The organism is Haloferax sp. DFSO60 (assembly GCF_046557615.1).
Classification (GTDB): domain Archaea; phylum Halobacteriota; class Halobacteria; order Halobacteriales; family Haloferacaceae; genus Haloferax.
In genome coordinates this window covers 1,008,364-1,028,967 of sequence record NZ_JBKIII010000001.1, presented here as the reverse complement: position 1 = coordinate 1,028,967, position 20,604 = coordinate 1,008,364, and the positions used below count along the sequence as shown (strand labels likewise).

Genomic DNA, 20,604 nt, shown 5'->3' with positions numbered 1-20,604 from the left:
GGATGGCGGGCAAAGAGCGGTTGGCTTTTTACTCAGTTTGGAGAATGTCTCCTTATGTCGCAGTCTGTCGGGGTCGTCGTTCCTGCGTATCGGCCCGACCCCGAACGTCTCGTCCCCTACGTCCGTGACCTCGTCGAGGCCCTCGACCCGACGGTCGTTCGCGTCGAACTCGACGCCCCACGGACGGAGACGCTCTCCGCCCTTGATGCCCTCCCCGATGTTGCTATCGTGAACGCCGTGGACGCTCGCCGCGGGAAAGGTTCGGCCATCACCGCCGGGTTCGAAGCACTCGATACCGATATTCTCGCGTTCGCCGACGCCGACGGTAGCACCCCGGCCTCCTCCATCGCCGCCGTCGTCTCGGCCGTCCGCGACGGTGCTGACCTGGGGGTCGGGTCGCGCCGACACCCGGAGGCGACCATCGCATCACATCAAACTATCGCCCGTCGCTACCTCGGTGATGGCTTCGCATGGCTCGCCCGGCGTCTGCTCGACGTCCCACTCTACGACTACCAGTGCGGGTCGAAAGCCATCCACGCGGCGGCGTGGGCGGACGTGCGCGAACACCTCTACGAACCCGGATTTGCGTGGGATATCGAACTTGTCGCCGTCTCGGGTGCCTTCGGCCACCGCGTCGCCGAGATTCCAGTCGTCTGGGAAGACGCGCCCAACTCGACGGTCTCACCAATCGAGACGACGTTCAAGATGGGCCGCGGCCTCCTGCGTTCTCGCCATCGCGCACGGACGATTCGACAGGACCGCCTGCACGAACTCATTGCCGCACGGCGCGACCAGCACGCCCTCATCGACGAGTTCTCTGAGGCGACCGATGACTAATCGGCTCGATACACTCGTCTCTGGGGTTCGATTCGGTAAGTTCGCGTCTGTCGGTCTCGTCGGGGCGATGTTCGACCTCACGGTGAGCAGTCTGCTTATCGTTCTCTTCGGCGTCGTCGGCGAGGTTGCCAAACTCGCTGGCGCGGAAGTCGCCATCATCGTGATGTTTCTCATCAACGACCGGTGGACCTTCGCCGACGCCGGTGCAGATGGTCTCACTGCGAAGCTTCGGCGATTCCTCAAGTCGAATTTCGTCCGGAGTGGCGGGTTGCTCGTGCAGGTACTCGTCGTCCGCGGCTTTCGGGAGATTCCGATTTCGATTCCGGTCTTCGGTATCGACCTCTGGGCGCTCATCCCACTTCCCCTCGCAATCGGTGCCTCGATGTTCCTGAATTACGTCACAGAAACCCTGTTCACGTGGCGTGTTGGGACCCATTCGGGTCACGACGAGACACGGTGAAAATTGACACACGGCGGTCGAAACAGAAGCCTTAACAATAAACGTCGCTTTTGTTGATTCAGCGGGATGGGATAGCCAGGAGATTCCGCCGGGCTCATAACCCGGAGATCGGTAGTTCAAATCTACCTCCCGCTACTTCTCCTGAACTCACAATCCCAAGCGACGCGTTTCATCGCGTCGCTCCGACTTGATTCTGTGAGGGTTGCAACGTGGTAGTTTGAACGTGGGAGCGCCAGCGACTGGGGTTCAAATCTACCTCCCGCTCTGTTCTTGCTGAGTGACTTCCTTGAATATCTAACTCGGTGACAGGTCTCGGTGACTGTGGTGAATAGAGAGCATGACGTCAGCACAGCACCCTGCTTCTTTCAGGTATTGCCTACTGAATCAGCGGGGCAGTTGAGTGGGACCCAATCACGGGTTTTCATACACCTTCTGGCGTATGAGTGATGTATGAATACATACTCGATTTTGGTACCGTCACTTATCGCAGTCGTGATTCTGTTGGCATTGAGTGCGTTCTTCTCTAGTAGTGAGTCAGCTATCTTTTCGCTCCCGGATGAATGGGTGCAGACCGCGACGGACAACAGTTCGACCGAAAGCCACAGGCTCGAACAACTCCGCGCGAACCCGCACCGACTCCTTGTCACGCTGTTGGTCGGAAACAACCTCGTCAACATCGCCATCACCAGCATCGTCACACTTCTGGTCGCGCGGTTTCTCCCTCCCGGTTTTACCGTCGTGATTGCGACACTCAGCGTGAGCGTTCTCGTCCTCGTCTTCGGAGAAATCGTACCGAAATCCTATGGACTCGCTCATGCAAAGTCCTGGAGTCTCCGCGTCGCGCGCCCGATTTCGTACGTTGAACGCGCACTGGGGCCACTCGTCGCGGTGTTCGATATCGCCACCCGGTGGCTGACGACACTTATTGGGGGCGACCAGAATATCGAGAAGTCATATCTCGAAGACTGAGCGACCGTCCTCTCCTCAGACTGTATTGACCCAATCTACACCCAGATGTTGGAGCGGGTGCCGTGCAAGACTCGCGCCCTGTATTCAACACGACGCATCTATCAAGTTCACATAATTTCCACAGGGCCTCGGAATCGACCTCCCAAATCCGAAGCGCATTTTCACCCGCGTTCCAACCCAGTACCAATGAGCGACCTCGAACGTATCTGCTCGGTCGAAGACGTCCCGGCAGACACGACGTTTCTGTTTCGCGTCCGCGACGCCGATGACGAGGAACGCGAAGCCATCCTCGTGCGAACAGACGGCGAACTCCGCGGCTGGCTCAACTACTGCATGCACCTGACGCACATCAAAATCGACAAAGGCTCGGGTGCGTCGATGCGCAACGGCGAACTCATCTGCGAAAACCACGGTGCGTACTTCGAAGCCGATTCGGGCTACTGCAACTACGGGCCGTGCGAAGGTGCCTACCTCGACGATATCGACATCACCGTCGATGGCGACCACGTGTTCCTCTCGGACGAGAAGTTCGACTTCGTCGGTGCGGGTGGTATCGAGAAAGACCCCGCCGACCGCACCTCGAGTTCGAACGTCGAATTCTAGTAATAGTGCCGCGTTTCGACGTACTCGTCGTAGAGTCGTGAGAGGAGCGTCGTCACCGGCCCGCCGCCGATGCCGATTCCATCGACCGTCTCGATGGGTCGGAGTTCCCACGTCGAATTCGTGAGAAACGCTTCGTCGCCCTCACGCACGTCGTCTGGTGTGAAACGGCGCTCTCGAATTGGAATTCCCTCGTCGCGAGCTAAATCGAGGACGACTCGGCGAGTGATGCCGGGGAGGACCGGCCCGTCTAGGCTCGGCGTGCAGAGCGCGTTGTCGTGGACGAAAAAGAGGTTGCTCGTCGCGCCTTCGGTGACGTACCCTTCCGAATCGAGCATGAGTGCTTCGTCTGCGCCGGTCACCCGGAGTTCGAGGCGAGCGAGAATTCCATTGAGGTAGTTGTGAGTCTTCGCCCGCGCAGGAACCGCTCGGTCTGGAACCCGGCGCGTCTTGACCGTCTGGACGGTTGCAGGGCCGTCCCACACCGATTCTGAGTCGCGCCCGCCGCGTGCGAGGGGTTCGACGATGACGACGACCCTCGGCTCGACCACGTCTGCGGGTGTGAGTCGCCCGGCCTGTGTCCCGCGCGTAATCGAGAGCCTGACGTAGGCCTCGTCGAGGTCGTTTTCGGCCAGCGTCGCGTCGATACGCTCTTTCAATTCTCCCTCGCTCAGGCCGTGGTCCAGCCCCAACACGTCGCACGTTTCGGCGAGTCGCTCGGCGTGTGCGTCCCAGTGGAACACCTCGCCGCCGTAGGCCCGAAGCGTCTCGAAGGCGGCATCGCCGTAGAGAAACCCTCGGTCGGTGACTGGAATCGACGCCTCGTCTGCCGGAGAGAACTCGCCATCGACGTAGTACTGGAGGTCGCTCACTGTTGACCCCGCACAACTTTCGAGTCGGCTTCGCTTGCGAGTTTCACGAAGTTTTGGACGATGGTCTTGCCACCTTCCGTGAGGATGCTTTCGGGATGGAACTGGACGCCGATATGCGGCTTTTCGCGGTGGCGAACGCCCATGACGACGTTCTCGATTTTGCCGCCATCAGGGGTACCGACCGTCCGGGCCGTGACGACCAACTCGTCGGGTACGTCTGCGTCTTCGACCGCGAGCGAGTGATATCGTCCAACTTCGATTTGCGGCGGGAGGTCCGCGAAGACGCCCTTCCTGTCGTGTTCGATGAGTGAGGGCTTTCCGTGGACGACTTCGGGTGCATGGCCGACGGGCGCACCGAGTGCGGCACACAGCGATTGGTGCCCGAGACAGACGCCGAGGGTGGGGTAGTCGAGTTCCGAAAACACCGGAATCGAGACGCCCGCGTCGTCGGGTGTGCCAGGGCCGGGCGAGATGACGATGCCGTCAGGGTCGATGTCTCGTATGTCTTCGATTGTCAGCGCGTCGTTTCGGTAGACATCGACGGTCGCCTCGGCGGTCGAATCGTTGCCCCCGGCCGTCTGTACTTCGACGGCCTCGCCGACGAACTGGACGAGGTTGTACGCGAAGGAGTCGTAGTTGTCGATGACGAGGATTCGGGTCACTGTTCGACCTCCATCGTGTCCATCGTCAGCGCCGCGCGGTCGCCGAGTGCGTCGTCGATGGCGGTGATGAGTGCCCGACCTTTGGCGAGTGTCTCGTCGTACTCGCTGTTCGGGTCGGAGTCGTGGACGATTCCTGCGCCGACGCGCAGGTGGTACTCGTCGCGTTGGCGGACGAGCGTCCGGATGATGATGTTGAGGACCGCCCGCCCATCGAACCCGATGGCGAACATACTCCCGGTGTAGGGGCCGCGCCGGGTCGCTTCGAGTTCGTCGATGATTTCCATCGTCCGGGGCTTTGGTGCGCCCGTGACGGTCCCACCGGGGAACACCGCAGCGATGGCATCGGCGAGGGTCGTCTCGGACTTGCGTTGGCCTTCGACCAACGAGACGAGGTGCATCACCTCGGAGTAGCGGTCCACACGACGGTACTCACTCACTTCGACCGTGCCGTATTCGCAGATTTTTCCGAGGTCGTTGCGTTCGAGGTCAACGAGCATCGCGTGTTCTGCGCGCTCCTTCTCGTCTGTCGTGAGGTCTGCTTCGAGCGCGGCATCTTCTGTTTCGGTGTCGCCTCGGGGGCGCGTTCCTGCAATCGGTTCGGTCTCTAACCGGTCGCCATCGACTCGGAGGAGCAGTTCCGGACTCGCACTCACGAGATCGGCACTGGGGAATTCGAGGAGGCCGGAGTAGGGTGCGGGGTTCACGCGCCGGAGGGCAGCGTAGGCATCGACCGGGTGGACTGCGGCGGGTGCGACCAATCGCTGTGAGAGGTTCGCTTGGAAGGTGTCGCCATCGCGGATGTACTGCTTTGCGGCGCGAACGCGGTCGGCAAACACCTCGCGGCCACAGTCGCTCTCGAATCGCCCTTCGTCGGCCGCGACGGGCGCTTCGACATCGAGCGGTTCGCCTTCGATTGCTTCAGTAGCGAACGTCTTTGCTCGGTCGAGCGCGGCGTCGTACACCGCATCCAGATTCGAATCAGGTTCGATACGCGGACAGCAGGTGATTCGAAGACGCGCGTCGCCCGCACGGGGTTCGTCCCACGAGGCGACGAGGTCGTATTTCCCGAGTTCGAGCGTCGGAAGGTGCCGGTCGTCGTCGGCACTCTCTGGGAGCGACTCGATTTCGCGCGCAACGTCGTACGAGAGCCATCCAAACAGACCACAGGGGTACGGAACGTCGCACCCTCCGCGAATCAGTGTCTCTTCGTCTGCGAGTGATTCGAGTTCGGTGAGGGTCGGAGCGGATGCATCGTCGCTCAGTTCTGAGTCAGAAGAAAGCGTGACGTGTTCGAGTGGTTCGACACCGAACGCACCCCATCCGGGTTGGCCGCCGGTCGTCTCGTAGAAGAAGCCACCAGTCGCTCGCCGAGCGCGCAGATAAGCCTCGAAGGGGTCGGAAACCCGGACCGAAACTTCGATGGGGACGCGCGCGCCGTCGGGAGCGTCCACAGCAGTCGCAGAAAACTCGTCGCGGTCGGTCACGACGGTCGGGACAGTCATTACACGAACCAGTTTGTCCGAGCGGTAAACGGTTTCGTGACGTCTCAGCGGGTGTTATTGCTCGTTCGCGCGGTCGATCCAGCGCTGGACGCGTTTCGGCGAGACGTCGATATCGTCGCCAACGTCGTCGGCGTCGGCACCTGCGAGGTCCGCGACGGTTTCGATGCCGATATCAGAGAGACGTTCTGCGTATGCAGGGCCGATTCCGCGAACCGTATCGACCGATGGGACGTCTTCGTCGGCGGCTTCTGGTTCTTTTTCGTCTGCCGATTCGGTTGCTTCTTCCTCAGGTTCTTCGAGGTCTTCGGCGACTTCTTCGTCTACCGCCTCTTCTTCAGATTCGTCCTCGGTGTCCGACTCTGCTTCTGCGTCACCCACGTCATCGGTTTCGGGTTCTGCTTCCACAGCCGATTCCTCGGATTCTTCCGACTCGACGGATTCAGCGTCTCCTTCTGGTTCTGCTTCGGTGTCGGCCTCGGCTTCTTCGTCACTGTCCTCACTCGTTGCGTCCTCAGCGACGCCCGTTTCGGCTTCTTCGATGACGACTTCCTCGTCGTCATCTGCTTCTTCAGCCTCGGCGACTTCCTCAGTCTCTTCGGCTTCGTCGGTTTCTTCGACTGGCTCTTTGACGGCCGATTCAGATTCGACATCGGGTTCCGGCGTTGCTGTTTGCTCTCTTCGTGTGTCACGCTCGACGGTAACCGTCGCATCGGCGTCACGTCCGTTCGTTGCGTCGGACGACGTTCCGCGTCCAAGGAGCGATTTCAAGAGGGATGAGATACTGTCAAGCAAACCCATATGCTTGCACCTATGTGACGGTGTTATTTAAAAGCAAGCGGCCTGATTAGGCGGTGAGACGGGCACGGAGGGCTTGATTCATCACTTCGATGGGTGCATCGAGACCGGTCCAGTGCTCGAATGCGACCGCACCTTGCAAGAGGAGCATCCACGCACCATCGACCGTCACCGCCCCAACGGCGTCGGCGTCTTTCAGTAATCGCGTTTCGAGCGGTGCGTACACTGCATCGAGAACGGCGAGGTTCGAATGCAAGAATTCCGCAGGAACCGGTGTTTCGTCCGGTGCTTCCATCCCGACGCTGGTCGCATTGACGAGTACGTCGGCGTCTCGGATTTGGTCGAGCGTATCGAGGCCACCCCCGGTTGCATCTGGAACGACAGCGGCGAGTTCGCGTGCTTTTTCCGCGGTTCGATTGGCGATGTGGACCTTCGAACCGGCGTCGGCGAGTGCGAAGGCCGCCGCACGGCCTGCGCCACCCGCACCGACGACGACTGCGGTCGTCCCGTTCAACTCGACGTCGTGGTGTTCGAACGCGCGAACGACACCTGCGGCATCGGTGTTGTAGCCTTTCGGTGCCCCCTCGCCGAAGGCAACCGTGTTGACCGCGCCGATACGCTCGGCCAGCGGGTCAGGTTCCACGATGTCGAGTACGTCTTGCTTGAACGGAATCGTGACGTTCAGTCCAGCGATTCCGAGTGCGTCTGCGCCGTCGATGGCGCGGGCGATTTCGTCTGTTGCGGGTTCGAACGTGACGTAACGCGCGTCGAGTCCGGTCGCTTCGTAGGCGGCCTCGTGCATCGGCGGCGACAACGAATGACCGACTGGGTTGCCGACAAGCCCATAGACGTCCATATCGTGGGTGACCTTCGCCACCGACATAATTCACCCGTCCGCGTCTGATTCCGCCGATAACGGGTGATTATCTGGAATAAAGTTGAAATTTAGCTGACGACTTCGTGGACCGGCGCGCTTTTAGTTCCCGGTAGTTCTACTGGCGCGTACATGCTTACACTCGCAACTGTCCTCTCTTTTGATGCCGTGCTTCTCGTGGCCGGTATCGTCGGTCTCTACCTCGGTGCGGAAGCACTGGTCGAGGGCGCTGCACGACTCGCTATCGGATTGGGCCTACGTGCGGCAATCGTCGGCGTCACTATCGTAGCGTTTGCAACGTCAACTCCCGAACTCTTCGTTGCGATTCTCAGTGGACTTGGATACAGCTCTGACCTCGGTCTCGGAGCAATCGTCGGGTCCAACATCGCAAACATCGGACTCGTCCTCGGTCTCTCGGCGATTATTCAGCCCATGGATGTTTCGTCGACCACGCTCCGCCGACATATCCCGTTCATGGTCACCGCCGCCGTCGCAGTCGTCGTACTCGGGATGGATGGCAACCTCTCTTCGATTGATGGTGTTACTTTGTTGATGATTCTTATCGCATTCACCGGCTATCTCATCTATCGCGCCCGTGCAACGCAGGGTGACGTGATGGGTGCTGATGAAATCGACATCGAAGACGAAGAAGAGGTCTCAGCGACGCTCAAAGACGTTCTGTACTTCGTCGCAGGACTGGTTCTGCTCTTTATTGGTTCGCGCGCACTCATCCAAGGTGGTCAAGGACTCCTCGCCTCGTTCGGGTTCAGTCCTCGCTTTATCGGTCTCACCATCTTGGCTTTTGGCACTTCGTTGCCGGAACTCGCCGCCTCGGTCATTAGTGCTGTTCGCGGTGAATCTGACTTCAGTATCGGGAACGTTGTTGGGTCGAACATCTACAACATTGTCGCTGTGCTGTCTATCTTTGCAATCATGGTTCCGGTTCCTGTCTCTTCGAGTACGCTTTCGCTCGACTTCCCCGCACTCCTCGTCTTCACCTTCGGGGTCATCGCACTGATGTTCCACAACCGGAATATCTCTCGATTCGACGGTGGTATCCTCGTCGGGGGCTACCTCGTCTTCTTCTGGTTGATTCTCCCCTAGCGGGTCGCTGTCGGCTCCGGTCTTCGCCGTACTCGAAACAAAAGAGCTACTGGTTTTGCACTCGCTTTTGTATGCAGTATGGTACGAAGACAACTGAGTCACCCACTGGTCGCAGTCTTCGGTGCGGCCCTCCTGACAGCCCCGTGGCTCGGGCTACACACACTCTTCGGTGTCCCGCTCACAACTGGTACCACGGTTGCATTGAGTGGTATCGCAGTCCTCGGTGCCTCGTTCCTCCTCGCGTGGGGTGCAGAGACGGCAGAAGCCGACGTTCCACGTGCATTCGCGCTCGCCGTCCTCGCCGTCCTCGCGGTTGCTCCTGAGTACGCCATTGACGCGCTCTACGCGTGGGAAGCCGGTATCAATCCCGGAACACCCGAATCTGCCGAGGCGGCGAGTCTCGCAGTCGCAAACATGACCGGTGCGAATCGGATTCTCATCGGTATCGGCTGGTCGGCAATCGCCCTGTTTACCGTCTATCGTGCGAAGGTCACCGGTGATACGGCCGTCGAGTCCCGCGGTGGGTTCTTCTCCTCGGTCGTCAATCTCGACAAGGACATCTCCGTCGAAATTCTGTTCCTATTCGCAGCGACCATCTACGCCTTCTTCGTCCCGCTCGGTGGAGGCATCGGCGCGCTCGATATGGCGATTCTCGTCGGCCTCTACCTCGCGTACATCTTGGCGGCGATAAACGCCCCGCACGAGCACGAAGAACAAATCGGAGTCCCGGCGTATCTGCAGTCGTATCCGAAATTCAAGCGCATCGCCACGACGCTCACGTTGTTCGTCTTCTCTGGGATGGTCATCCTCGTCGCCGTCGAACCGTTCGCCCACGGCCTCGAAGACCTTGGTACGGCAGTCGGTATCCCGCCGTTCTTGATGATTCAGTGGGTCGCCCCGCTCGCCAGTGAGAGTCCCGAACTCATCGTCGTCGCCTATCTGGTGAACAAAGCCCGTTCGACCGCTGGCTTCAACGCGCTCATCTCCTCGAAGCTGAACCAGTGGACACTCCTCATCGGGACGCTCGTCCTCGTCTACAGCCTCTCACTCGGGTTCTATGCGCCACTCCCACTCGACGTTCACCAACAGGGTGAAATCTGGCTGACGGCCGCACAGAGCTACTTCGCACTGGCACTGCTCATCACCTTCTCGCTGAGTGTCCGCGAGGCTCTGGCGTTGCTCGTCCTGTTCCTCGCGCAGTTCGTCTACTCGGTCACCGGCATGGTCGTCACGCTGCCAATCCCCGGACTCGGTATGGTGACGTTCGATGGACCGACCGCCCTGTTCGGCTTCTCGGTCATCTACATGGTCCTCGGTACGGCGCTGTTCGTACTCCGACGCCACGAACTCGCCAAGGTGGCCCGACTCTCCATTCGTCGCGTCCGCGGTGACTACGAACGCGAGGAGTCCGCCCCGGCCGCAAACGACTGAATCGGCTCACCGAACGGGAGTTCCTCCTCGTTCGCCGTTTCCGACGCTCTTTTCGCACCGCTCGGCGCACCACAAATCGTGATTGGAATCGTCGTCAGCCGTGCCGACAGCGCCTCCGCCCACATCGGCGAACACCTGTTGGACCTCGGCGACTGGACAGAAGCACACGACGATGAACGACCAGACGCCGAAGGGGGCGGAACTTACTATCGAGACGGCGGCTTCGAACTCCGTGAGTTCGAGGGCCTCCACATCTACCTCGAAGACCCCACTGCGGTGTTCTCTACCGAACCTGATTTCGTCGCAATCGTCTCGCGCCACGCTGGAGACACCGGACCGCTTCTCACCGCGCACTTCACGGGAAATTTCGGCCCAGCAGACTACGGTGGTGAGTCCGGTCGGTTCGCCCGCGCCTGCCCGAATGCACAGCGTGCCGTCGTCGCCGCTCTCCGCGAACACGCTCCCGACGGCTACGAAGTCGATATCGAAGCGACTCACCACGGCCCGACCGAGATGACCATCCCGTCGATGTTCGTCGAACTCGGCAGCGACGAATCCGAGTGGGAAGACCCCGAGGGCGCGCGCGCAGTCGCCCACGCCGTCCTCGACATCGAGGGTGTCGAACCCGACGCTGACCGCCAACTCGTTGGCTTCGGCGGTGGCCACTACGCACCGCGCTTCGAGCGCGTCCTCACCGAGACGGACTGGTGTGTGGGCCACATCGCTGCCGACTGGCAACTGAAGGCGATGGGCGCACCAGACGAGAACAGAGACGTACTCTGTCGCGCCTTCGAAGCGTCGGCGACCGACATCGCGCTCGTCGATGGCGACCGCGACGACCTTGCGACAGTGCTCGACGACATGGGCTACCGCGTCGTCTCGGAGACGTGGGTTCGCGAGACGGTCGGTGTCGAACTCGACCGCGTGCGCGACTTGGAGGCCGCGCTCACAAGCATCGAACGCGGACTCAGATTCGGCGCGCACGTCTCCGCGCCAGACTACGATATCGTCTCGCTCCCCGATGGTCTCCTCGGGGAGGCACAGGGCATCGACCTCGACAGGTCGCTCGAGGTCGTTCACGACTCGACGGTCGCGTTTCAGACGACCGAAGGCGGCGCGCGCGCGGTGGGACGCGCAGCAGTCACCGAAGGCGGTTACGACCGACTCGTGACGGAACTGTGTGACGTACTCCGCGAAAAATACGATACTGTCACTCGCGCGGATGGGCGCGTCCTCGCAGAGACTTCCACGTTCGACCCCGCCGCCGCACACGAATTAGGTGTCCCAGAGGGACCGAAATTCGGGATGCTCGCATCCGGCCAAGCGGTCGAGATGGACGGGACACGAATCACGCCCGCGGACGTCTCGCGCGAGCAACGAATGTCGTTCGAACTGTGAGGTTCGTTCCGCTCTTCTGACGTTAATGTGTGCATAATCGTGTATAATTCTATGGTTTCGGGCGCATGATGTGTGGAATTATCACCCTCCGTCAGACAGATGTCTGACGTGAGGGAGAAAGATAATTAGCCACCCTCCGAAAAGCGTCCACAAATATGGACTCTATCGTCGGTGACGCAATCGATGAGGCCGAGGACATGGGGGATGGGACTCCCGAGGTGGGCGACCCAACCGGTGTCAAGCGGTCCGGAACCATGACGGACGATGAACTGAAAGCGGTCCTCAAAGACCTGCAAACGAACATTACGGTCGTCGGGTGCGGCGGTGCAGGTGGCAACACCGTCAATCGCATGCACCAAGAAGGAATCAAGGGTGCAAAGTTGGTCGCCGCCAACACGGACGTCCAGCACTTGGTGGAAATCGACGCCGACACCAAGATTCTGATGGGCGAAGAGAAGACCCAAGGCCGCGGTGCCGGGTCCCTCCCGCAGGTGGGCGAGGAGGCCGCCATCGAATCGCAAGAAGAGATTTACGACGCAATCGAAGGCTCCGATATGGTGTTCGTCACGGCTGGTCTCGGCGGTGGAACGGGGACCGGTTCTGCACCTGTCGTCGCCAAGGCCGCCCGCGAATCCGGCGCGCTCACCATCTCTATCGTCACGACGCCATTCACCGCTGAAGGTGAAGTCCGCCGCACGAACGCCGAAGCCGGTCTCGAACGTCTCCGTGACGTCTCTGATACCGTCATCGTCGTCCCGAACGACCGCCTCCTCGACGCCGTCGGCAAACTTCCGGTCCGACAGGCGTTCAAGGTGAGCGACGAAGTTCTCATGCGCTCGGTCAAGGGCATCACTGAACTCATCACGAAACCCGGCTTGGTCAACCTCGACTTCGCCGACGTGAAGACGGTCATGGAACGCGGTGGCGTCGCCATGATTGGTCTCGGCGAATCCGACTCCGAGTCGAAAGCCCAAGAGTCGGTCAAATCCGCACTCCGCTCGCCACTGCTCGACGTGGACATCTCGGGTGCGAACTCCGCGCTCGTCAACGTCACTGGTGGGTCGGACATGAGCATCGAAGAGGCAGAAGGTGTGGTCGAGGAGATTTACGACCGCATCGACCCCGACGCGCGTATCATCTGGGGGACCTCCGTGGACGAGGACCTCGAAGGCATGATGCGGACGATGATCGTCGTCACCGGCGTCGAATCGCCGCAAATCTACGGCCGCAACCAGCAGATGGAGCAAGCCGCACAGGACCGACTCGAAGACATCGACTACGTCGAATAACTCCGCTCGTGCCCGAGACGGTGGCAGACACGTGCCACGTCCAGCACGATGCTTGTCGATTGCGCCGTGTTTTTCGGCGGCTTTCTCACCACGCCCGTTCAGACGCATCAATAGATAGAAAAAGCCCGAAGCCATAGGGCCGACTAACATGGATGTCAAGTACGACCTTACGAGCTACGTGCGGGTACTGAAACTGGCGAGTACCCCGTCTTGGCAAGAATTCTCTCAGATTGCGAAGATTGCCGGTGCAGGTATCTTCCTCGTTGGCCTGCTCGGGTTCATCATCTTCGCAGTGATGAGTTTCCTCCCCGGAGGCCTGTGAGATGCCAATCTTCGCCGTAAAGACGACCGCTCGCCAAGAGCGAACGGTCGCGGACATGATTGCAACGAAGCAGTTCGAGGATATCCACGCGGTACTCTCGCCTGACTCGCTGACGAGTTACGTGATGGTCGAAGCAGAGGACTCCGCAATCGTCTCGCGCGTCCTCGAGGAGATTCCCCACGCACGTGGGCTCGTCGAGAGCGGCGGACACGTCGGCACCTCCAGTATGGCGGAAGTCGAGCACTTCCTCTCGCCGACGCCGGACGTGGAAGGTATCGCAGAAGGCGACATCGTCGAACTCATCGCTGGTCCGTTCAAGGGCGAAAAAGCACGCGTCCAGCGTATCGACGAGACCAAAGATCAGGTGACCGTCGAACTGTACGAAGCGACGGTTCCGATTCCGGTGACGGTTCGCGGGGACCAGATTCGCGTCCTCGACTCCGAAGAGCGGTAATCTTCTCTGTCTCTCTTCTCGGTTTCTCGCTGCTCGCTTAGAGCGCGCCCCGTTCGCGGAGTTGCGCCACGACGCTCCCGAGGTTTGCCTGTGCTTCGATTTCACCTTTCACGTCTTCGCGGGTTCGGACTGCGGTCGAGTCTGCTTCGTAGGCGCGGACGTACTCAGCGCGCGTGTGTTCGTCGAACGCGTGACGGATGGCAAAGTAGCCCTCCGGCACGATTGTCCCGCACACTTTGCACTCGTGGCGCTCGTGTTCCACCGTCTGATGGATAATCGTACTCTCAACGTCTTCGAACCGGGCATCGCACCCCTCGATGCCGCATTTCCACCGGGTCATAGTTGACCCACGAAGGTGAGGAACAAAATCGTTTCTTCGACTGGCTTTCGTCTTCGAAATAGCAATCACTAACTGGCGCGTGTTCAGACAGTGGACTGTGACCGCGCGCACGCCAACTCGAGTCGATATGCACGTGAAAGTCCTCGACAAGCGCGTCGTCTCGCGCGCCAAGAGCCGAGGAATCGACGTGTTGGTGTATGCGCCACACTTCGTCCGCCTGCCCGATATCCGTGCCCGTGCCGAGGAATTTTCCGACGACGAGTTGCTCGTCGTCCCCGCACGCGAGGTGTTCACCGGCCCGTGGCACGACCGACGGCACCTCCTCGTAATCGGACTTTCGGACCCCGTCCCCGACTTTATCACGCTCGATGGCGCACTCGCGGAGTTCGAACGACAGGGCGCGGCGACGCTCGTTCCACACCCCGAACTGCTGAACGTGAGCCTCTCTGAGGCACAGATTCGAGAACACCGTGACCAACTCCACGCCGTCGAGACGTACAACGCGAAGGCCTTTAGCAAACACAACCGTCGCGGGCGTGAAATCTCGCAGGCGACTGGCTTGCCCGGATTTGGGTCGTCGTATGCTCACCTCCGAAGTAGCATCGGCGAGGCGTGGACCGAATTCGACCAGCCAATCGAATCCGAAGCAGACCTCGTAACCGCCCTCACAGACGAAGTAGACCGGCGCGTCATGCGTCGGTCTGGTGTCGGCCACACAGTGCGCGAACTCCTCGAGTTCGCTCACCTCGGCTACGAAAATTCGTGGGGAAAGTTCGACCGTCTCCTCCTTTCGGGTATGGAACCGACCCATCCCCGCCACATCGCCTACCGCGGCGCGTTCGAAGACGTAAGCGTCTACTGAGTTACTGCGAGACGTACCGGACTACAGCAACGTGCTGAGCGCCGTCGTCGCCGACGATAGTGACGTGTCGAGCGAGAACACGTAGTAGTGAACCCCGGCGAGGACGGCGAGTTCTGCGACCGTGATGACGACGGTCACGATATCCGCATGCTTCGAACTCGTTGCGACACCCGTCGGCAGGTCGTACTCTTGCGGCGACAGCGGGTAGAACAGCGCGATACCGCGTTTCGAACCGACCATGTCGAGGACGTAGTGGGTGGCGACGCCAATCCAGACGTAGTTCAGATTGTCGAAGATGAGCGGGAACGCGAGAAAGATGGCGAGTACCGGGAGGTTGTGGAGCGTCTTGCGGTGCTTGCCGAAGGCGGTGTCGACGTCGGGAAAGAGCGCGCCAAGGACGACTGGAAGCGAGAGTCTGCCGATGTTTTCGGCGAGTGCGAACAACGAGTCGGTCGTCGGTTGAAAGTTCCGCGGGTCGACAGTGAGGATGAGTCCTAATCCGAGTGCGAGGAGGATTGCGTTGAGGACGTGCCCTTTTTTGTTCATGTATGGTGACTGGTTGCTCACCCGATACAAAGGTTTCTCACATACGTCGGCGTGGTGCTACGGTTCGTGATTGGTCGATGAGATTTCTTCGGCGAGGAGCGAGAGCGCGCCACGAGCAATCTGTTCTTTCACCTGCGTGCGTGACCCGTCGTACTCGAACCGCTCGACGCGCGTGTACGACTCACCAGTTCCCCACGGCGCGGCGTAGGCGACACCGACGAAGACGGTCCCGACTGGCTTTCCGGGGAGTGCGCCACCCGGCCCGGCGATGCCGGTCGTCGCCAGTCCCCACGTCGTGTCGGCTACGTCACGAACACCAGCGGCCATCTCGCGGGCGACGGGTTCGGAGACAGCGCCGTGTTCGTCGAGCGACTCTCGTGAGACTGCGAGCTGAGCGCGCTTGGCGTCGTAAGAGTAGGTGACGAGTCCGCGGTCGAAGTAGTCGCTCGAACCGGGCACGTCGGTGAGCAGCGACCCGATGAGGCCGCCGGTGCAGGATTCGGCGACGGCGATAGTGTGGCCAGCCTCGCGGAGCAGGTCACCGACTCGTTTTTCGACTGGAGGGTCGCGTGCGAACTCGCGCATACAGAGAGTGACATCGGCGCGAAAGAAAAACCCGCCTCACGCTCCCGACCGAGATTCCCAGACCGAGAAGTACACAAAGCCGCGCCGTGCAGGGTCACTCATGGATATCGACGTCGAGCCGACCGAACCCTCCGACACCGACGACGGCCCCGCGGAGATAGAAGTCGAAGCTACGTCACCCGAGGAGACGGTGACCACCGAACGGACCGGCCTCCCGAAGGGCATCGACGCCCCCGACTACGTCCTCTACGGCGGGAAAGGTGGCGTCGGAAAGACGACGATGGCCGCCGCAACTGCTCTCGCGAGCGCCGCAGACGACACGCCGACGCTCGTCGTCTCGACCGACCCCGCTCATTCCCTGTCCGATACGCTCGGCGTCTCTATTCCGTCCGAGCCAACGCGTATCCGTGAAGACGTGCCCCTCTACGCCGCAGAAATCGACCCCGATTCGGTCATGGAAGGACCGTTTGCGGGTGGCGACGAGGACTTCGACTCCGACGAGCCCGGCTACGATACCAGCGAGTACGACGACGACAACCCCTTCGTCGGCGACGACCAGAACTCACCGTTCGGGTCGATGGGTGACGCGATGGGTGGATTCGAAGACTTGCTCGGCGGCGACGGCCCGATGGGAATGGGCGGTTCGATGCCCGGCGCGGACGAGGCGGCGGCGATGCAACAACTCCTCGAATACCTCGACGACCCGCGATTCGAGCGTGTCGTCATCGACACCGCACCGACCGGCCACACGCTTCGCCTGCTCGAACTGCCCGAGATGATGGATTCGATGCTCGGGCGTATCGTTCGAATGCGCGACCGATTCTCGGGCATGATGGACAACATCAAAGGCATGTTCGGCGGCGGCCCGGACAACCCACAGGCGGGCATGGCCGACCTCGACGAACTCCGAGAGCGTATCGAGCGCCTGCGTGCGGTCCTTCGAGACCCTTCGAAGACGGACTTCCGTGTCGTCATGATTCCCGAGGAGATGAGCGTAGTCGAATCGAAGCGACTCGTGGACCGTCTCAACGAGTTTGGCATCCCCGTCCAGACGCTCGTCGTCAATCGCGTGATGGAACCCGTCGATGAAATCGCAGACGTTGACGAACAGTGGATTGTCGCACCCGATTTGGACCACTGTGAGTTCTGTAAGCGCCGCTGGCAGGTCCAACAGGAGGCCCTCAGAGAGGCGATGGACCTCTTCCGCGGGCGCAACGTAAAGCGCGTCCCGCTGCTCGCAGACCAGGTACAGGGCGAAGATGCACTTCGCGTCGTCGCCGCCTGTCTCGACTAGACGACAGCAGACGCCGCAGAATTAGGGAAGTTTGCGTGCGAACTCGAACAGCGTATCGCGCCACTCGTCGGGAACGAATCTGGCGAGGACACCGAACCGGGCGACCGTTCCGGGCTGGTAGCGCGCTCGTGGCTTGGTCGAACTCGCCGCGTTGACGATGTCTGCGGCGACGCGCTCGGCCGGGATTGCACCCGGACCGCTGCTGCCGAGTGCTTGTCTATCCTCGAAGAGTTTGTAGAGCGTCTCGTAGGCACCCGACCGGTCGAGACCACTGTCGTCGTCTTCGCCACCGTCAACTTCTGCATGTACGCGCGAGGCGAACTGCGTCTCGACTGGGCCGGGTTCGATGAGGACGGCTTCGATGCCGTACTCACGGACCTCAGCACGGAGGGCATCGGTCATGGCTTCGAGGGCGAACTTCGACCCGGCGTAGACACCAGTACCGGGGAACGAGACGCGTCCGACGACACTGGAGACGTTGACGATGGTTCCGTCGCCCTGTGCGCGCATGTGGGGCAAGACGGCGCGCGTGAGGCGGTGTGGCCCGAAGACGTTCACGTCGAACTGTCGCTCGACGCGTTCGGTCGGCACGTCTTCGATGGGGCCCATCTGTCCGTAGCCCGCGTTGTTGACGAGGCAGTCGATACGTCCGTGTTCGTCGATGATGCGGTCCACGACACGAGCCACGTCTTCGTCGTCGGTCACGTCCAGCGTGGCAATGGTCGCCCCGCGCTCACCGAGCGTTTCGATGTCTGCCGGGTTTCGAGCGGTCGCGTAGACCTCCCACTCTTCGTCCAAGAAATCGAGCGCCGTGGCGCGCCCGATTCCGGACGAACAACCGGTGATGAGAACCGTCTTTGGATGCACGTCCGTACGTCGGACGCGTCGCTGTTAAGTGTAGGCGATTCGGTACGATTTGAACGGGTCAAAACCGGTGTGCTTCGGCACTCACGCGGTGTACGATGCTTTGGCTTCGTCGGCGTAGGCGTCTGCTTGTCGCGTCGGTTCGGGGAGTTTGTACCCACCGCAGAGGTTCGCAATTAGTTCGACCGCCGTCTCAGCCGACAGTCGGTGGCCGGGGCTGACGTACAGCGGGTTGATGATTGGTCGTGAGTCGTACTGCCGCGACTGATAGGCGTAGCCGATGACAGTCTCAGGAGTTACGCCGTGCCCGCCGACCGAATCGACCGAATCGTCCGCGAAGATTGGTGTTTTCCAGCCTGCGGGTCGTCCGTCAGTGTCGGCCTCAGGCGTTCCGCAGAGGAGCGACTTTGCGACGCCGATGCTCGGGGTGTCGAAGGCGACGCCCATGTGTGTTGCGAGGCCCGCCTGACGGTAGTGGATTCGACCAGAGCCATCGAAGACGAGCAAGTCGGGGTCGGCGTCGAGTGATTCGAGTGCGTCGATAATCGGCCCGCCTTCGCGGAACGAGAGCAATCCGGGGATGTACGGAAAGTCGAGGCCGGAGACGGCGGCCGTGCGCTCGACAACGTTGCCGCCGCTGAAGACGACGACTGCACTTACGGCCTTGTCATCCAGAAACGCCTGGTCGATTCCGGCGACGAGAGGAGTGTCGTCCGCAGGCGAATCGAGCGAGATGCTCGCGGGGTCGAAACCGAGGTTGTCCTCGAATGTCGCCGCGGTGGCGACGTCGGCTTGGAGTGCTTCCATCTCGTCACGGGAGAGTCCTTGACGCGGCGCGAACTCGGGATAGGCCTGTTCCATCTAGAACCGGCCGCCGGGGCCGCCTCGTCGACCGCCAAACGACATCTGACTGGGAACTCTGTGGCGGCCTTTGACCTGTTGGCCGTAGGCGAGGCCGATGACGAGCCCGACGAGGTGAGCGAAGTGGGCGACGTTGCCTTGGCCGACGGTCGCCGCAGTGTTGGGCGCGAGGAAGAACACCGTCGAGAGGATGGCGAACCCGAAGGTAAACAGCCACAGTGGGATGGGGATGATGAAGTACAGGTAGATTTTGAGTCCCGGATTCAGGACGGTGAGGACGCCGAGGATGGCGAAGACTGCCCCGGATGCACCGAGTACCGACGTGGGTACTCCCGGCGTCAAGATGAGACTCGAACCGATGTGCGCCAGCCCTGCGGCCGCACCCGCGAAGACGAACAGGGTAGCGAAGGCCTTCGACCCGATGTAGCGTTCGACCGGCGGGCCAAAGAAGTACAGCACGATGGAGTTGCCGACGATGTGGAAGAACGACACCGGACTGTGCGAGAATATCGAGGTGATCCACGTCCAGACGTACAGTGGGTGTTCACTGCTCAGTGTGAACAGCGCGCTGAACGTTCCTGGTGGGAAGATTCCGTTTTGAATCCCGAAGATGACGACCCATTCCAGTGCGAACATCACCCACATGATGCCGAGGAACAGATACGAGACGTTCCCGCGGAAGTAGCCGAGGATACCGCCAGTCTGGGTCACGCGACTGAGTGCGCTCTTCGAGCGACCAGCAGTGCTGGCTGAGTCGTCGAAGTCGCTGGCGAAGACGCCCGCGGGGTCGTTCCAATTGCCTAACCCGGGGCAATCGTGATTTTCTGGGAGGCGGTGTTCGGAGCAAAACGTGCCACCACACCGCGAGCAGCGGTACGGCAGATTCTCGTGCCGTCCGCAGATATCGCAGGTAGCCATTACTGACGACTAATAGTGGCGAGATAAAAAGGGGTTCCCTCGCGAGCGCCGTGGTTGCACAGCCCACGGATGTCGATTTTCGGCGCTGTCGCTCGGCGAGTAGTGTCGAAAAATGGGTGGTCAGAGAGTTACGCGAAGTTCTCTTCGTACAGCTCCATCGCGTGTTCGATGGCATCCTTTGCGGCCTGCTTGTCTTCCCAGCCGAGGGTCTCGACTTCTTTGCCTGCTTCGAGGTTCTTGTAGGTCGAGAAGAACTCGTCAATCTCGTCCAGCATCTGCTGTGGGATGTCGTCGAGGTCCTCGATGTGGTCGTAGCGTGGGTCCTCGGTGGGGACGGCGATGACCTTGTCGTCCTGCTCGCCGTCGTCGTCCATCTTCATGAGGGCGACGGGGCGGGCTTCGATGACACAGCCGGGGAACGTCTGGTCTTCGACGAGGACGAGGACGTCGAAGGGGTCTTCGTCGTCGTAGTAGGTTCGCGGCATGAAGCCGTAGTCAGAGGGATAGTGAACGTTGGAGTGGAGTACACGGTCGAGGACGACACCGGGAATGTCTTTGTCGTACTCGTACTTGTTGCGCTCGCCTTTCAGGCACTCAACGACTGCATAGATGGTGTCCGGTGCGTCGGGACCGGTCTCCATGTCTTCCCAAAGATTCGCCATACTTGGTTCATCCTCGAAGCGAGCAAAAGTCCTTTCGGCATCAGCTGAGAACGACTTTTGGTTGGCTTCTAATCGGACCTAATAATTTCTCGGAAATAATAGG

At 60.7% G+C, this 20,604-nt stretch carries 24 protein-coding genes and 1 tRNA gene; 13 read left to right on the top strand and 12 right to left on the bottom strand.

Features of this window, described 5'->3' with window-relative positions:
• The first annotated feature begins 54 nt into the window (after positions 1-54).
• The 5 genes from ACK509_RS05420 to ACK509_RS05400 all read left to right on the top strand — a co-directional run bounded on the left by ACK509_RS05420 (position 55) and on the right by ACK509_RS05400 (position 2,869).
• Positions 55-837: a glycosyltransferase gene (locus ACK509_RS05420; RefSeq protein WP_410765474.1), complete on the top strand. Its 783-nt coding sequence runs from the start codon at positions 55-57 to the stop codon at positions 835-837.
• The gene (locus tag ACK509_RS05415; protein WP_410765473.1) at positions 830-1,297 is read left to right on the top strand and encodes a GtrA family protein; all 468 of its coding nucleotides are present in this window, start codon (positions 830-832) and stop codon (positions 1,295-1,297) included. Before ACK509_RS05420 ends, ACK509_RS05415 begins: the two co-directional genes overlap by 8 nt.
• 60 nt (positions 1,298-1,357) lie before the next feature.
• Positions 1,358-1,432 (top strand) — tRNA-Met (locus tag ACK509_RS05410).
• A 315-nt stretch (positions 1,433-1,747) separates the two neighbouring features.
• Complete coding sequence (locus ACK509_RS05405) at positions 1,748-2,266, top strand: DUF21 domain-containing protein (protein ID WP_410765472.1); 519 nt, start codon at positions 1,748-1,750, stop codon at positions 2,264-2,266.
• Positions 2,267-2,452: 186 nt separating this feature from the next.
• Positions 2,453-2,869 (top strand): Rieske (2Fe-2S) protein, encoded by a 417-nt coding sequence (locus ACK509_RS05400; RefSeq protein WP_410765471.1) that lies wholly within the window; start codon positions 2,453-2,455, stop codon positions 2,867-2,869.
• Here the strand turns inward: ACK509_RS05400 and ACK509_RS05395 are convergent.
• From ACK509_RS05395 to ACK509_RS05375, 5 genes are read right to left on the bottom strand one after another with little or no spacing between them, the layout of a single operon-like run.
• Positions 2,866-3,738, bottom strand: a complete 873-nt coding sequence (locus ACK509_RS05395; RefSeq protein WP_410765470.1) for an aminotransferase class IV — start codon at positions 3,736-3,738, stop codon at positions 2,866-2,868. The genes ACK509_RS05400 and ACK509_RS05395 overlap by 4 nt on opposite strands.
• Entirely contained in the window at positions 3,735-4,400 is a 666-nt protein-coding gene (locus tag ACK509_RS05390) for an anthranilate synthase component II (protein ID WP_410765469.1), read from the bottom strand. The genes ACK509_RS05395 and ACK509_RS05390 overlap by 4 nt, the downstream gene beginning before the upstream one ends.
• Positions 4,397-5,902: an aminodeoxychorismate synthase, component I gene (gene pabB, locus ACK509_RS05385; protein WP_410765468.1), complete on the bottom strand. Its 1,506-nt coding sequence runs from the start codon at positions 5,900-5,902 to the stop codon at positions 4,397-4,399. The genes ACK509_RS05390 and pabB overlap by 4 nt, the downstream gene beginning before the upstream one ends.
• Positions 5,903-5,956: 54 nt before the next feature.
• The gene (locus ACK509_RS05380) at positions 5,957-6,700 is read right to left on the bottom strand and encodes a helix-hairpin-helix domain-containing protein (RefSeq protein WP_410765467.1); all 744 of its coding nucleotides are present in this window, start codon (positions 6,698-6,700) and stop codon (positions 5,957-5,959) included.
• 46 nt (positions 6,701-6,746) lie between these two features.
• Complete coding sequence (locus tag ACK509_RS05375) at positions 6,747-7,553, bottom strand: shikimate dehydrogenase (RefSeq protein WP_410765466.1); 807 nt, start codon at positions 7,551-7,553, stop codon at positions 6,747-6,749.
• Between the two features lie 150 nt (positions 7,554-7,703).
• Here ACK509_RS05375 and ACK509_RS05370 point away from each other — a divergent pair, with 150 nt between their 5' ends.
• The 6 genes from ACK509_RS05370 (at position 7,704) to ACK509_RS05345 (ending at position 13,569) form a co-directional block, all read left to right on the top strand.
• Positions 7,704-8,675 carry a calcium/sodium antiporter gene (locus ACK509_RS05370; protein WP_410765465.1) on the top strand — a complete coding sequence of 324 codons (972 nt, stop codon included), beginning with the start codon at positions 7,704-7,706 and terminating at the stop codon, positions 8,673-8,675.
• Between the two features lie 78 nt (positions 8,676-8,753).
• On the top strand, positions 8,754-10,106 hold the full coding sequence (locus ACK509_RS05365) for a sodium:calcium antiporter (RefSeq protein ID WP_410765464.1): 1,353 nt from the start codon (positions 8,754-8,756) through the stop codon (positions 10,104-10,106).
• A gap of 78 nt (positions 10,107-10,184) precedes the next feature.
• A complete protein-coding gene (locus tag ACK509_RS05360) occupies positions 10,185-11,504 on the top strand; it encodes a D-aminoacyl-tRNA deacylase (RefSeq protein ID WP_410765463.1) in 1,320 nt (439 codons plus the stop codon).
• Positions 11,505-11,659: 155 nt separating this feature from the next.
• A complete protein-coding gene (ftsZ, locus tag ACK509_RS05355) occupies positions 11,660-12,793 on the top strand; it encodes a cell division protein FtsZ (RefSeq protein ID WP_410765462.1) in 1,134 nt (377 codons plus the stop codon).
• Positions 12,794-12,941: 148 nt separating this feature from the next.
• Positions 12,942-13,115: a protein translocase SEC61 complex subunit gamma gene (locus ACK509_RS05350; RefSeq protein WP_390224076.1), complete on the top strand. Its 174-nt coding sequence runs from the start codon at positions 12,942-12,944 to the stop codon at positions 13,113-13,115.
• A 1-nt stretch (position 13,116) separates the two neighbouring features.
• Positions 13,117-13,569, top strand: a complete 453-nt coding sequence (locus ACK509_RS05345) for a transcription elongation factor Spt5 (protein ID WP_390224074.1) — start codon at positions 13,117-13,119, stop codon at positions 13,567-13,569.
• Positions 13,570-13,606: 37 nt separating this feature from the next.
• Here ACK509_RS05345 and ACK509_RS05340 read toward each other — a convergent pair whose 3' ends face one another.
• Positions 13,607-13,909 (bottom strand): hypothetical protein, encoded by a 303-nt coding sequence (locus ACK509_RS05340; RefSeq protein WP_410765461.1) that lies wholly within the window; start codon positions 13,907-13,909, stop codon positions 13,607-13,609.
• A 127-nt stretch (positions 13,910-14,036) separates the two neighbouring features.
• Between ACK509_RS05340 and ACK509_RS05335 the strand changes: the two genes are divergently transcribed.
• Positions 14,037-14,771, top strand: coding sequence for a PHP-associated domain-containing protein (locus tag ACK509_RS05335; protein WP_410765460.1), 735 nt, complete (start codon positions 14,037-14,039; stop codon positions 14,769-14,771).
• A 21-nt stretch (positions 14,772-14,792) separates the two neighbouring features.
• Here ACK509_RS05335 and ACK509_RS05330 read toward each other — a convergent pair whose 3' ends face one another.
• A complete protein-coding gene (locus ACK509_RS05330; protein WP_410765459.1) occupies positions 14,793-15,317 on the bottom strand; it encodes a metal-dependent hydrolase in 525 nt (174 codons plus the stop codon).
• A gap of 57 nt (positions 15,318-15,374) precedes the next feature.
• On the bottom strand, positions 15,375-15,902 hold the full coding sequence (locus tag ACK509_RS05325; RefSeq protein ID WP_410765458.1) for a CinA family protein: 528 nt from the start codon (positions 15,900-15,902) through the stop codon (positions 15,375-15,377).
• 100 nt (positions 15,903-16,002) lie between these two features.
• Here ACK509_RS05325 and ACK509_RS05320 point away from each other — a divergent pair, with 100 nt between their 5' ends.
• Positions 16,003-17,196: an ArsA family ATPase gene (locus ACK509_RS05320; RefSeq protein WP_410765457.1), complete on the top strand. Its 1,194-nt coding sequence runs from the start codon at positions 16,003-16,005 to the stop codon at positions 17,194-17,196.
• A gap of 21 nt (positions 17,197-17,217) precedes the next feature.
• On the opposite strand, the gene ACK509_RS05315 is transcribed toward ACK509_RS05320, so the two are convergent.
• The 4 genes from ACK509_RS05315 to ACK509_RS05300 form a co-directional block, all read right to left on the bottom strand.
• Complete coding sequence (locus ACK509_RS05315) at positions 17,218-18,063, bottom strand: SDR family oxidoreductase (RefSeq protein ID WP_410765456.1); 846 nt, start codon at positions 18,061-18,063, stop codon at positions 17,218-17,220.
• 81 nt (positions 18,064-18,144) lie between these two features.
• Complete coding sequence (locus ACK509_RS05310; RefSeq protein WP_410765454.1) at positions 18,145-18,921, bottom strand: endonuclease V; 777 nt, start codon at positions 18,919-18,921, stop codon at positions 18,145-18,147.
• A complete protein-coding gene (locus ACK509_RS05305) occupies positions 18,922-19,839 on the bottom strand; it encodes a rhomboid family intramembrane serine protease (RefSeq protein WP_410765453.1) in 918 nt (305 codons plus the stop codon). It lies immediately after the preceding gene.
• A gap of 128 nt (positions 19,840-19,967) precedes the next feature.
• Positions 19,968-20,501, bottom strand: a complete 534-nt coding sequence (locus ACK509_RS05300; protein WP_410765452.1) for an inorganic diphosphatase — start codon at positions 20,499-20,501, stop codon at positions 19,968-19,970.
• Positions 20,502-20,604 lie beyond the last annotated feature (103 nt).